Raw genomic sequence first — 12,379 nt, 5'->3', positions numbered from 1 at the left:
GATACTTCCGGAGGCGCCATGGCGCAGCAGTTCGATCTGATTGTTGTCGGCGCCGGTATGGTCGGCGCAACCCTGGCGCGGGCAATGGCCGACAGCTCTCTGCGTGTGGCGCTGCTGGATGCCACTCCGCTGGACCGGCCGGTGCCGGCCCGGGCGACCGAATCGGGGTACGATCCGCGGGTCAGTGCATTGAGCGCTGCTTCGGAAAATATTCTGACCAATCTCGGTGCCTGGCAGCATATCGCGCCAACGCTGCGCAGCCCCTACCGGCATATGTGCGTATGGGATGGCGAGGGCACCGGTGAGATCCGCTTCGATGCCGGTGCGCTGGGTGAAAACCGCCTCGGTCACATCATCGAAAACCGGCGGGTGCAGCAGGCCGTCCTGGACAGCCTGGCCGGCACCGGCGTGGCGCTGTTGGGTGGTCGCCGGGTAACCGATCTGATCCAGGGCGAGGCCGGCTGGCGCCTGGAGCTGGAGGGTGGCGAGGCGCTGATGGCGCCACTGATCGTCGCGGCCGACGGTGCCCGTTCCCGGCTGCGGGATCTGGCCGGTTTTGCCATGCGTGAGTGGGATTATCTGCACCATGCGGTGGTCACCACCATCCGCACCGAGCGGCATCACTGCGATACCGCCTGGCAATGCTTCCTGCCCACCGGCCCGCTGGCCTTGCTGCCGCTCAATGACCGCGAGGACGGCCATTACTGCTCCATCGTCTGGTCGCTGCTGCCGGAGGCGGCGCAGCGGATCATGGCGCTGGACGAGGCCGCGTTCGCCGGGGAGCTGGAACGGGCCTTCGAGGGGCGCCTGGGTCGCATTCTCCAGGCTGACCAGCGCCACTGCATCCCGCTGCGCCAGCGCCATGCCCGGCGCTACGTGAAGCCCGGGCTGGCGCTGATCGGCGACGCAGCGCACAGCATTCATCCACTGGCAGGGCAGGGGGTGAACCTGGGCCTGCTGGACGTCGCCGAACTGGCCGATGTGCTGGGTGCGGCACTGCGTCGCGGGGAAGATATTGCCAGCCTGCCGGTGCTGCAGCGATACGAGCGGCGACGCATGGCTGCCAATCTGTCGATGATGGCGGCCATGGAAGGCTTCGAGCGACTGTTCCATGCCGACGCCCTGCCGCTGCGCTGGTTGCGCAACACCGGCATGCAGTGGCTGGACGGGCAGGATGCGCTCAAGGCCGGTGTGATTCGACGCGCCATGGGGCTGGGCAGCAAGCTGCCGCCGCTGGCGCAGCCGCCGGAACTGCTCAACGAGGGCGTTATGCGCAGCTGATGTAGCGGTTTTTTCAGCTGCGCTCTGGATTGGAAGAATTAAACTCATTATCATCTGGATTCGCTTTTCGACCCAGAGGCTTGTCCGATGTCCTTTACCCGTAACCTCGTTGCCCTGACCCTGGCTGCTACCGCCTTCACCAGCGTTGCCCAAGCCAAGGAGCTGGTGGTGTATTCCTCCCGCCAGGATCACCTGATCAAACCGGTTTTCGATATGTATACCGAAAAGACCGGCGTCGAGATCAACTTCATTACCGATAGGGAAGCGCCGCTGATGGCGCGCCTGCGTGCCGAGGGTGCCAACACCCCGGCGGATATGTTCATGACCGTGGACGCGGGCAACCTGTGGCAAGCGGAAGAGCAGGGGCTGTTCCGGGCCGTTGACTCGGCGACCATCAAGGAAAATATCCCGGCGCACCTGCGCTCCAGTAACGATATGTGGACCGGCCTGTCCCTGCGCGCACGGACCATTGCCTACTCCACCGAGCGGGTCAAGCCGGAAGAGCTGAGCACCTACGAAGCCCTGGCCGACGACAGCTGGAAGGGCCGAGTCTGCCTGCGTACTTCCAAGAAGGTGTACAACCAGTCGCTGGTCGCCACCATGCTTGAGTCCATCGGTGAAGAAAAAACCACCGAGGTTATCCAGGGCTGGTTGGCCAATCTGGCCACCCCGGTATTCTCTGACGACACCGCGCTGCTGAAGGCCATCGATGCCGGCCAGTGCGACGTGGGCATTGTCAATTCCTACTACTTTGGTCGTCTGCACAAGGCCGAGCCCGATGTGAAGGTCAAGCTGTTCTGGCCGAACCAGGAAGACCGTGGTGTACACGTCAACATCTCCGGCGCCGGTGTGACCAAGCATGCCAAGCAGCCGGAAGAAGCCATCAAGCTGCTTGAGTGGATGACTACCGAAGAAGCCCAGCGGGTCTTCGCTGATGTGAACATGGAGTTCCCGGCCAACGCGTCGCTGGAGCCCTCCGCAGAAGTGGCAACCTGGGGTGACTTCAAGGCGGACAACGTCAATATCGAAGTAGCTGGTCGCCGCCAGCCCGAGGCCATCATGTTGATGGATCGTCTGGGCTGGAACTGATACGCAGCGCAGTGCCGCCGAGGTAAACCCGGCGGCCGCTTTTGCTTATATACTGCACGCCCGTCGGTCCCCCGACGGGCGTGTTCGTTTATTACTACAGGACGTTGTCAGTGCCTCTTCAATCCACTGCCAGGAAAACCCGCTGGCAACTTGTTGCCTATCTGTGCGCTGCGTTGGTGCTGATGCCGCTGCTGGTCCTGTTGATCAGCTGGCAGGACATCGATCAGCAGATCTGGGGTCACCTGCTGCAGACGCAGATGCTGCGGTTGATCAGCAATACCCTGTGGTTGATCGCCGGTGTTGCCGCAGGCGTCATCCTGCTGGGGGTGAGCCTGGCTTGGCTGACCAGCCTGTGCGATTTTCCCGGCCGGCGCTGGCTGGATTGGGCATTGATGCTGCCCTTTGCCGTACCTGCCTATGTACTGGCGTTCGTCATGGTCGGTCTGCTGGATTTCGCCGGGCCGTTGCAGAGTCTGCTGCGCGACTGGTTCGGCAATGATTTCCGGTTGCCGCCGATCCGTTCCACCGGCGGGGTGATCCTGACGCTGGTGCTGGTGTTTTACCCCTACGTCTACATGCTCGCGCGCAGCGCCTTCCTGGCCCAGGGCCGCGGCCTGATGGAGGCCTCACGGATTCTCGGACAAACGCCCTGGCAGGGCTTCTGGCGGGTGGCCATTCCCATGGCGCGGCCAGCCATCAGCGCTGGCACTGCCCTGGCGATAATGGAGACGCTGGCCGATTTCGGCGCGGTCTCGGTGTTCAACTACGACACCTTCACCACCGCCATCTACAAGACCTGGTACGGATTCTTCAGTCTGCAAAGCGCCACTCAGTTGGCCAGCCTGTTGTTGCTGTTCGTATTTCTGGCATTGTTTGCCGAGCGCCGTGCCCAGGGCCGCAACAAGCGCTTTCCAGCCAACGACAAGCCGCGCAAAGGTGCGCTTTACCGGCTCAAGGGGCCGCTGGCCTGGCTGGCCAGCGGCTATTGCCTGCTGGTGCTGGCAATCGCGTTCGTCATTCCGGTGGGGCAATTGCTGTTCTGGTTGCTGAGCAGCGGTATTGCCGATCTGGACAGCCGCTACTGGGGCTTGATTCGCAATACCCTGACGCTCGGCGGTATCGCCGCGGCGCTGACCGTCAGCGTGGCGATCCTGCTGGTGCTGGCCCAGCGTCTGCAGCCGATTCGCCGGGTGCGCAGCGCCGTCGCCCTGGCCAATCTCGGCTATGCCTTGCCCGGCTCGGTGTTGGCGGTGGGCATCATGTTCTTCTTCAGTTACCTGGATAACCATCTGGTGGTGCCGCTGCAAGCCTGGCTCGGTATGGCCAATCCTGCGCCGCTGCTGCTGGGTGGTCTGTTCGCGCTGCTGCTGGCCTACCTGATCCGCTTCATGGCCGTGGCCTACGGGCCGCTGGATACCTCGCTGGCGCGGATTCGGCCATCGCTGCCAGAGGCGGCCCAGAGTCTTGGTCAGCCCGGCTGGGTGGTGTTCTGGCGCATTTACGTGCCGCTGTTGTTGCCGGGCATTCTCAGCGCCGCGCTGTTGGTATTCGTCGATGTGCTCAAGGAAATGCCCGCCACCCTGCTGATGCGGCCGTTTGGCTGGGATACCCTGGCGGTGCGCATTCACGCGCTGACTACCGAAGGTGACTGGACCCGCGCCTCGCTGCCGGCATTGACCCTGGTGCTGGTTGGCCTGCTGCCGGTCATTGTGCTGATCAGGCGTTCCGGTCGCCACTGATCCGCTCCCAAAGCCGCATCATTGTGACTACAATCAGACACTGGTCTGATGACAACAAAGGAACAGCCATGGGTTCGCGCACGCCACTTTATGATCACCACCTGGCCGCTGGCGCCAGGATGGTCGACTTCGGCGGCTGGGACATGCCGCTGCACTACGGCTCCCAGATCGAGGAGCATCACCAGGTGCGTCGGGATGTGGGCATGTTCGACGTATCGCACATGGCGGTGGTGGATGTGGCCGGTGCTGATGCCAAGGCCTGGCTGCAGTACTTGCTGGCCAACGATGTGGCGCGCCTGAGCGAGACTGGCAAGGCGCTGTACACCGCCATGCTCAACGACAATGGTGGCATCCTCGACGATCTTATCGTCTACCGCACCGACGATGGCTACCGACTGGTACTCAACGCCGGCACCCGCGACAAGGATCTGGCCTGGATGCGCCAGCAGGTTGGCGAATTTGCGGTCACCATCACCGAACGCACTGAGTTGGCCATGCTTGCCGTGCAGGGGCCGCGCGCCCGTGAGCTGTGCGCCAGTGTGGTCAGCGACAGTCGCGCCGCACTTATCTCCATCCTCAAGCCCTTCGAGGGGCAGCCGGAAGGCACCTGGTTCCTGGCCCGCACCGGCTACACCGGTGAAGATGGTCTGGAAATCATGCTGCCAGCCGACGAGGCTCCCGATCTCTGGCAGGCATTGAACGACGCCGGCTGCAAGCCCTGCGGTCTGGGCGCCGCGACACCCTGCGGCTGGAGGCGGGCCTGAACCTGTACGGCGCCGACATCGACGAGCAGACCTCACCCTTGGCCGCCAACATGGGCTGGACCATTGCCTGGGAGCCCGCCGACCGTGACTTCATCGGCCGTCAGGCGCTGGAAGCGCAGCGCCAGGCCGGCGATCAGCCCAGGCAGGTGGGGTTGGTCCTGAATGAGCGCGCCGTATTGCGCGCCCACCAGACCGTCATTGTCGACGGAGTCGGGGCAGGTGAGATCACCAGCGGCAGTTTTTCCCCCACGCTTGGCTGCTCCATCGCCCTGGCGCGGGTGCCCGCGGCTACCGGTAACACAGCCAAGGTCGAGATTCGCGGCAAGCAGCTGGAAGTGCGGGTAATCCGCCCCGGCTTCGTGCGCAACGGCAAACAGATATTCGAATAACCTGACGATCCATCGAGGACAATTGAAATGAGCGATACCCCCAGCGAACTGCGTTACGCCAGCAGCCATGAATGGAGCCGCCAGGAAGCCGATGGCAGCATCACCGTGGGCATCACCAACCACGCCCAGGATGCCTTGGGCGACGTGGTTTTCGTCGAACTGCCGGAAGTCGGCCGCCAGCTCACCGCCGGTGAGGAATGCGCGGTGGTCGAGTCGGTCAAGGCCGCATCCGATATCTACGCCCCGGTGAGCGGCGAGGTGGTCGCGATCAACGAGGCACTGGCCGACACGCCGGAGCTGGTCAACGAAGACCCGTACGGCGCCGCCTGGTTCTTCCGCATCCAGCCCACCGATAGCAGCGAACTGGACAAGCTGCTGGACGCCGAAGGTTACCAGGCCAGTCTCTGAGGCGCTTTAACGCATAGCCCATGACACAAGAGGTCAGTATATGAGCCATACCCCGAGTCTCCGTGAACTGGAACAGCCTGACGCCTTTATTCGCCGCCATATCGGCCCGGATGCGGCGGAGCAGCAGAGCATGCTCGAGACCCTGGGGGTGGCGTCGCTGGCAGAGCTGATTGAACAGACCCTGCCGCAGAGTATCGCCATGGGCGGAGCGCTGGCGCTGGACGAGCTGCGCACCGAGACCCAGGTATTGGCGTACCTGAAGGGACTGGCCAGCCGCAACCAGATCTTCACCTCCTGTATTGGCATGGGTTATCACGACACCATCACCCCGCCGGTGGTTCTGCGCAACGTGCTGGAAAACCCCGGCTGGTATACCGCCTACACGCCCTACCAGCCGGAAATTTCCCAGGGCCGCCTGGAATCGCTGCTCAACTTCCAGCAGATGACCCTGGACCTGACCGGCATGGAGCTGGCCAACGCCTCCTTGCTCGACGAAGCCACTGCCGCCGCCGAGGCCATGACCCTGGCGCGGCGGGTGGCCAAGAGCAAGAGCAACCTGTTCTTCATCGATGAGGATTGCCACCCACAGACCATTTCGGTGGTACGCACCCGCGCCGAAGCCTTCGGATTCGAGCTGCTGGTCGACTCGGTCGATGCGCTGGCGCAGCATCAGGTCTTCGGGGCGGTGTTCCAGTACACCACTACCTGGGGCGAAATCCGCGATCTGGCGCCACTGATTGCGCAGGTGCAGGCGCAGCAGGGGCTGGCCTGCGTGGCGGCGGACCCGCTGAGTCTGGTGCTGCTGACGCCGCCCGGCGAACTGGGCGCCGATGTGGTGTTCGGCTCCTCCCAGCGCTTCGGCGTACCCATGGGCTATGGCGGCCCCCATGCTGCCTTCTTCGCCACCCGGGATGCCTACAAGCGGGCCATGCCGGGGCGCATCATCGGCGTATCGGTGGATACCCGCGGTAACCGGGCGCTGCGTATGGCGCTGCAGACCCGCGAGCAGCATATCCGCCGGGAAAAGGCCAACTCCAACATCTGTACCGCTCAGGTATTGCTGGCCAATATCGCCAGTTTCTATGCGGTCTACCATGGCCCGGAAGGGCTGCAGATGATTGCCCGCCGGGTGCATCGGCTGACCGCCATGCTCGCCGCCGGGCTTGAGCGGGGCGGCATTAACCGCAGCAATCATCGATTCTTCGATACCCTGACGCTGAACGTGCCGGGGCAGGCGAATACCATTGTCGGCCGCGCGCGCAGCCAGGGCATCAACCTGCGGCTGATCGACGCTGACCATCTGGGCATCAGCCTGGACGAAACCACCACGGCAGAGACGGTTGAAGCGCTGCTGCGCTGTTTTGTCGGCGACGGCCATAACCAGGATCTTGCCGAGCTGGATCGGTCGGTAGCCGGCCAGGAATCGGGCATACCCGATCAGTTCCTGCGTCGGTCGGCGATTCTGACGCACCCGGTATTCCACCGGCACCGCTCGGAAACCGCCATGCTGCGCTACATCAAGTCCCTGGAGAACAAGGACCTGGCGCTGAACCACGCAATGATTCCGCTGGGCTCCTGCACCATGAAGCTGAATGCCACCAGCGAGATGATTCCCATCACCTGGCCGGAATTCGCTCGCATGCATCCCTTTGCGCCGCTGGCCCAGGCGGCTGGCTACAAGGCCATGATCGACGAGCTGGAAGCCATGCTGCGAGCGATCACCGGCTTCGATGCCATCAGCATGCAACCCAACTCCGGCGCCCAGGGCGAATATGCCGGGCTGCTGGCGATCCGCAAATACCATGAGGAAACGGGTAACGGACACCGTGATGTCTGCTTGATCCCGACCTCGGCCCACGGCACCAACCCGGCCTCGGCGATGATGGCGGGCATGCGCGTGGTGCTGGTGGCCTGCGACGAGCAGGGCAACGTCAATATCGACGATCTGCGCAGCAAGGCTGTGGAGCACACCGCGGACCTGTCCTGCCTGATGATCACCTATCCCTCGACCCACGGCGTGTATGAAGAGGGCATCCGCGAGATCTGCGACATCGTCCATCAGCATGGCGGTCAGGTATACATGGACGGCGCCAACCTCAATGCCCTGGTCGGCTTGGCGCAGCCGGCGGATTTTGGTGCCGATGTCTCGCACATGAATCTGCACAAGACCTTCTGCATTCCCCATGGCGGCGGTGGGCCGGGTATGGGGCCGATCGGCGTCAAGGCGCATCTGGCGCCGTATCTTGCCAATCATATGGTGGTGCCATTGGACGGGCCGAACCCGGAAAACGACGCGGTCAGTGCCGCGCCCTGGGGCAGCGCGAGCATTCTGCCGATCAGCTGGACCTACATCGCACTGATGGGTGCCAGCGGGCTGCGGCAGGCCACCGAGGTGGCGATTCTCAACGCCAACTACATCGCCCGGCGCCTGGGTGAAGCCTACCCGGTGCTCTACAGCGGGCGTAACGGCCGGGTCGCCCATGAGTGCATCATCGATATCCGGCCGATCAAGGCGGCCTCGGGCGTCACCGAGGAAGACATTGCCAAGCGCCTGATGGACTTCGGTTTCCACGCGCCGACCATGTCCTTCCCGGTGCCCGGCACGCTGATGATCGAGCCGACCGAAAGTGAATCCAGGGCCGAACTGGACCGCTTCATCGATGCCATGCTGACCATTCGCAGCGAAATCGCGCGGGTCGAGCAGGGCCAGTGGAGTGCCGAGGACAACCCGCTGCACAACGCGCCGCACACCCTGGCGGATATCACTGGTGACTGGCAGCGCAGCTATTCCCGGCAGGAAGCGGTGTTCCCCCTGGATTGGGTGGCCCATAACAAGTTCTGGCCGGCGGTGAACCGCATCGACAACGTCTACGGTGACCGCAACCTGTTCTGTGCCTGTCCGCCGCTGGAGGCTTGGGCCGACGACGCGCAGTAGGGCGGCCGGGGCGCCGGCCATTGTGGTATTTTAGCGGGCCGGCCGCTGCCGCTTGTATCTCAGGCGTCTGGCTGTGCGTCAATTGAACCACCGCCCGATGGAAGTAAGCCATGAGTGAAGAAGCCCTATCCGCTGTCGAACTCCAGGAAGCCGTTACCGAGGCGCTGGGCAAGGGCAAGCTCAAGCGTGTGCGGCGCATCCTGCGTGATTTGACCGCCCAGGAAGCCGTCGACCTGCTGCAGCAGCTGGATGAACAGCAGCAACAGCTGGTCTGGAACCAGATCGGCGACGAGGCCGAGCAGGAGATTCTCCTGCTGCTCGATCCTGCGCTGGCCGAACACCTGCTGCTGCACAGCAATGACAATCCCGACACCCTGGAGCCGGAGGCGGATGAGGCCGAGGAGGTCAGTCCGATCGCCCAGGTGCGTGAAGCACTGGAAGGGGGGCGGTTCAAGCGGGCGCTGAAGATCCTCGGCAAACTGCATCCTGCGCAGGCAGCCGGTCTGCTGGAAGCCTTGCCGCCCAGCGAACGCAGCAGTATCTGGTCGCGGCTGGACAGCGCCCGGGCCGGACGCATTCTGGTGCACCTGCGCGAGGAAGTGGGTGCGGGCCTGGCCATGGAAATGGCCGATGGTGAATTGCTTGATGCCGCCCGGCAACTCGACCTCGATGACCTGGTGGACCTGATCCAGGCGCTGCCTTTCGGCCCCGGTCGGCAGCTGCTGCTGTCGATGGACGTGAAGAAGCGCCAGCAACTGGCGGACATGCTGTCCTACCCGGAAGAATCCGCCGGTGGCCTGATGAACATCGACCACATCTCGGTGCGTGCGGATGTACGGGTGGGGTCGGTATTGCGTTATCTGCGTCTGCTTGAAGACCTGCCCGACCACACCGACAAGCTGATGGTGGTCGACCGTGAGAACCACTATCTCGGCGTACTACGCCTCAGCCGGCTGGTCACCAGCATGGCCGATGAGCTGGTCAGTGAGGTAATGGACAGCGAGTTCAAGGCGCTGGACGTGCTCACCAGCAGTCAGGAAGTGGCGCGCCAGTTCGAGGATCTGGACATGCTCTCGGCGGCGGTGACCAGCGAGGATGGCGTCCTGCTCGGGCGCATCACGGTGGATGATGTGATGGATAGCATCCGCGAGGATTCCGAGCGGGCCATCATGGGCATGGCCGGTCTGGATGACGAGGCGGATATGTTCGCCCCGGTCCTGACCAGTACTCGCCGCCGCTCGGTCTGGCTGGGCTGTAACCTGATCACCGCCTTTCTCGCGGCCTCGGTAATCGGCCAGTTCCAGGGAGCGCTGGAACAGATAGTCGCGTTGGCGGTATTGATGCCGGTGGTGGCCAGCATGGGCGGGATTGCCGGTAGTCAGACCCTGACGTTGGTAATTCGCGGTCTGGCCCTCGGCCAGGTTGATACCGGTAATCTCAAGGTGCTGTTGGGCAAGGAGCTGGGGATAGGCACGCTCAATGGGCTGCTCTGGGCCGTGCTGGTGGCAGGGGTGGCGATACTCTGGTTCGGCAGCCTGGGTATCGGTTGGGTGATCGGTCTGGCAATCCTGATCAACCTGGTCTGCGCGGTACTCGCCGGGCTGCTGATTCCATTGATCCTGCGACGTTTCGGCATTGATCCGGCGCTGGCTGGCAGCATGGTACTGATGGCGGTCACCGACGTAGTCGGCTTCTCCTCCTTCCTCGGGCTGGCGACGGTATTTTTGCTGTAACCAAGCCCCATGCCCTGGTCATTCATGGCGAGCCATTGCATGGGCGCTAGTATCGGACCCTGCCGTTTCCTCCAGCTCGACCATCAGGTCATCGGCGAGGTTTTCCAGATCGGCGCGCAGCGCGTCGATATCGGTCTGGGGCAGCACGCCCAGGCGGATAGTGGCGCGAAACAGCAGATCGGCGGTCATGGGCGCCGGCTCACGGCAGGTGTCCAGTTGTTCCACATTGACGCCATGCCGCGCCAGGATCGCAGAAACCTCGTGGACGATACCGGGGCGGTCATTGCCTACCAGGTTGAGCATCAGCGTCCCCAGGGGTAGCTCCTCCCCCTGACCGCTGGCTGCCAGCTGGATATTGATGCCGGCGCTGCTCATGTTCTCCAGTTCCACCCGCAAGGCTTCGACCTCGCCGGCGGGCACATCCACCCGCAGGATGCCGGCAAATTGCCCGGCCATCCGCGCCATACGGCTGTCCAGCCAGTTGCCGCCATGTCGGTTGATGGCCTGGGCCAGGCTTTCCACCAGCCCGGGCTTGTCGACGGAAATCACGGTGAGAATCAGCGGAATGGTCATGGCATGCTCCTGGCTATCAGTGTGAGGGGGCCGGACTGTTCAGTGTAGCCGGCTCTGGTGATTCTTTAGGTCGAGATTGATCAGTACCTTTCAGCCATCCGCAATAGAGAACCCGCAGGCATCCGGCCTGGCTCCTGTATACTGCCGTCCCGGCGGAATGTTCCAGCCAGCCATATCCAGGAGTTAGTGATGAGTCTGCCCAGCCTGCGCCTCAAGTCCAACAGTGATCGCCGCATCAAGGGCGGCCATCTGTGGGTATTCAGCAATGAAGTCGATATTGCCCAGACTCCGCTCACCGCCCTGGAAGCAGGCCAGGAGGTTCAGCTGGAGACGGCCTCGGGCAAGCTGCTGGGATTGGCTACCGTCAGTCCGGACAATCTGATCTGTGCCCGCCTGCATAGCCGCGATGCCGCCCACGGGCTGGACAAGTCGCTGCTGGTGCACCGGTTGAAAGTCGCCCTGAGCTTGCGTGAGAAGCTGTTCGACAAGCCCTTCTACCGACTGGTGTACGGTGAGTCCGACTTGTTGCCGGGAGTGGTTGTGGACCGTTTCGGCGACTACCTGGTGGTGCAGATCACCACGCCAGGCATGGAGCGCGTACGCAGCGAGATCATCGACGCTCTGGTGCAGGTATTGAAGCCGGCGGGTATCCTGTTCAAGAACGACGGGGCGGCGCGCAAGGCGGAGAAACTGGCTTCCTATGTGGAAGTGGCCTTCGGCGAAGTGCCCGAGCGGGTAGCGCTGGAAGAGAATGGCGTGCGCTTCGAGGCACCGGTACACACCGGGCAGAAGACCGGCTGGTTCTACGATCACCGCATGAACCGTGCGCGCCTGGCGCCTTACGTCCAGGGCAAGCGAGTGCTGGATCTGTACAGCTACATTGGCGGTTGGGGCGTGCAGGCAGCGGTTTTCGGCGCCAGCGAAGTCATGTGCGTGGACAGCTCGGCGGCGGCGCTGGATCTGGTCGAACACAACGCGGCGCTGAACGGCGTGGCGGATAAGATGGCGGTGGTCGAAGGTGACGTGATGGACGCGCTGCGCGAACTCAAGGGCGCGGGCGAGAAGTTCGATGTGGTGATTGCCGATCCGCCGGCCTTCATCAAGAAGCGCAAGGATATCCGCAACGGCGAGAATGCCTATCGCCGCCTCAATGAACAGGCCATGCGCCTGTTGAATAGGGACGGCATCCTGGTGTCGGCATCCTGCTCCATGCACCTGGCCGAAAACAGCCTGCGCGATATCCTGCTGGCCGCCAGCCGGCATCTGGATCGTCATCTGGTGATCGCCGAGCGCGGCTTCCAGGGCGCCGATCATCCGCTGCATCCGGCCATTCCGGAAACCGGCTACATCAAGAGCTACTTCTGCCGGGTATTGCCGGTCTGATGGAAGGCAGCGCGCCCCGTTGAACTGAGATTCTTATGAATAAAGGCTCCGGCAGAATAGATTGCCGGGGCCTTTTTGTTTTGCG

8 protein-coding genes and 1 pseudogene are annotated in these 12,379 nt (G+C 63.2%); 8 read left to right on the top strand and 1 reads right to left on the bottom strand.

Annotated features, from left to right (window positions below; all coding sequences use genetic code 11):
• Positions 1–18 precede the first annotated feature (18 nt).
• The 7 genes and pseudogenes from QAO71_RS14130 to mgtE all read left to right on the top strand — a co-directional run bounded on the left by QAO71_RS14130 (position 19) and on the right by mgtE (position 10,338).
• A complete protein-coding gene (locus QAO71_RS14130) occupies positions 19–1,281 on the top strand; it encodes an FAD-dependent monooxygenase (protein WP_280165692.1) in 1,263 nt (420 codons plus the stop codon).
• Positions 1,282–1,368: 87 nt separating this feature from the next.
• Complete coding sequence (locus QAO71_RS14125) at positions 1,369–2,370, top strand: extracellular solute-binding protein (RefSeq protein ID WP_036989237.1); 1,002 nt, start codon at positions 1,369–1,371, stop codon at positions 2,368–2,370.
• Between the two features lie 110 nt (positions 2,371–2,480).
• Complete coding sequence (locus QAO71_RS14120; RefSeq protein WP_036989238.1) at positions 2,481–4,109, top strand: iron ABC transporter permease; 1,629 nt, start codon at positions 2,481–2,483, stop codon at positions 4,107–4,109.
• A 68-nt stretch (positions 4,110–4,177) separates the two neighbouring features.
• Positions 4,178–5,262 (top strand): annotated as a pseudogene (gcvT, locus tag QAO71_RS14115) (glycine cleavage system aminomethyltransferase GcvT).
• Positions 5,263–5,289: 27 nt separating this feature from the next.
• The gene (gcvH, locus tag QAO71_RS14110; RefSeq protein WP_036989240.1) at positions 5,290–5,670 is read left to right on the top strand and encodes a glycine cleavage system protein GcvH; all 381 of its coding nucleotides are present in this window, start codon (positions 5,290–5,292) and stop codon (positions 5,668–5,670) included.
• Between the two features lie 40 nt (positions 5,671–5,710).
• On the top strand, positions 5,711–8,605 hold the full coding sequence (gene gcvP / locus QAO71_RS14105; protein WP_280164720.1) for an aminomethyl-transferring glycine dehydrogenase: 2,895 nt from the start codon (positions 5,711–5,713) through the stop codon (positions 8,603–8,605).
• Between the two features lie 110 nt (positions 8,606–8,715).
• A complete protein-coding gene (gene mgtE / locus QAO71_RS14100) occupies positions 8,716–10,338 on the top strand; it encodes a magnesium transporter (protein WP_083392358.1) in 1,623 nt (540 codons plus the stop codon).
• A gap of 18 nt (positions 10,339–10,356) precedes the next feature.
• Here the strand turns inward: mgtE and QAO71_RS14095 are convergent, their stop codons facing one another.
• Positions 10,357–10,911, bottom strand: a complete 555-nt coding sequence (locus QAO71_RS14095; protein WP_051610777.1) for an ACT domain-containing protein — start codon at positions 10,909–10,911, stop codon at positions 10,357–10,359.
• Between the two features lie 189 nt (positions 10,912–11,100).
• Here QAO71_RS14095 and QAO71_RS14090 point away from each other — a divergent pair, with 189 nt between their 5' ends.
• Positions 11,101–12,294, top strand: coding sequence for a class I SAM-dependent rRNA methyltransferase (locus QAO71_RS14090; protein WP_036989242.1), 1,194 nt, complete (start codon positions 11,101–11,103; stop codon positions 12,292–12,294).
• Positions 12,295–12,379: the final 85 nt, after the last annotated feature.

Origin of the sequence: Halopseudomonas sp. SMJS2 (genome assembly GCF_029866945.1) — a bacterium.
Taxonomy (GTDB): domain Bacteria; phylum Pseudomonadota; class Gammaproteobacteria; order Pseudomonadales; family Pseudomonadaceae; genus Halopseudomonas; species Halopseudomonas bauzanensis.
This window is presented reverse-complemented; position numbering and strand designations above follow the sequence as displayed.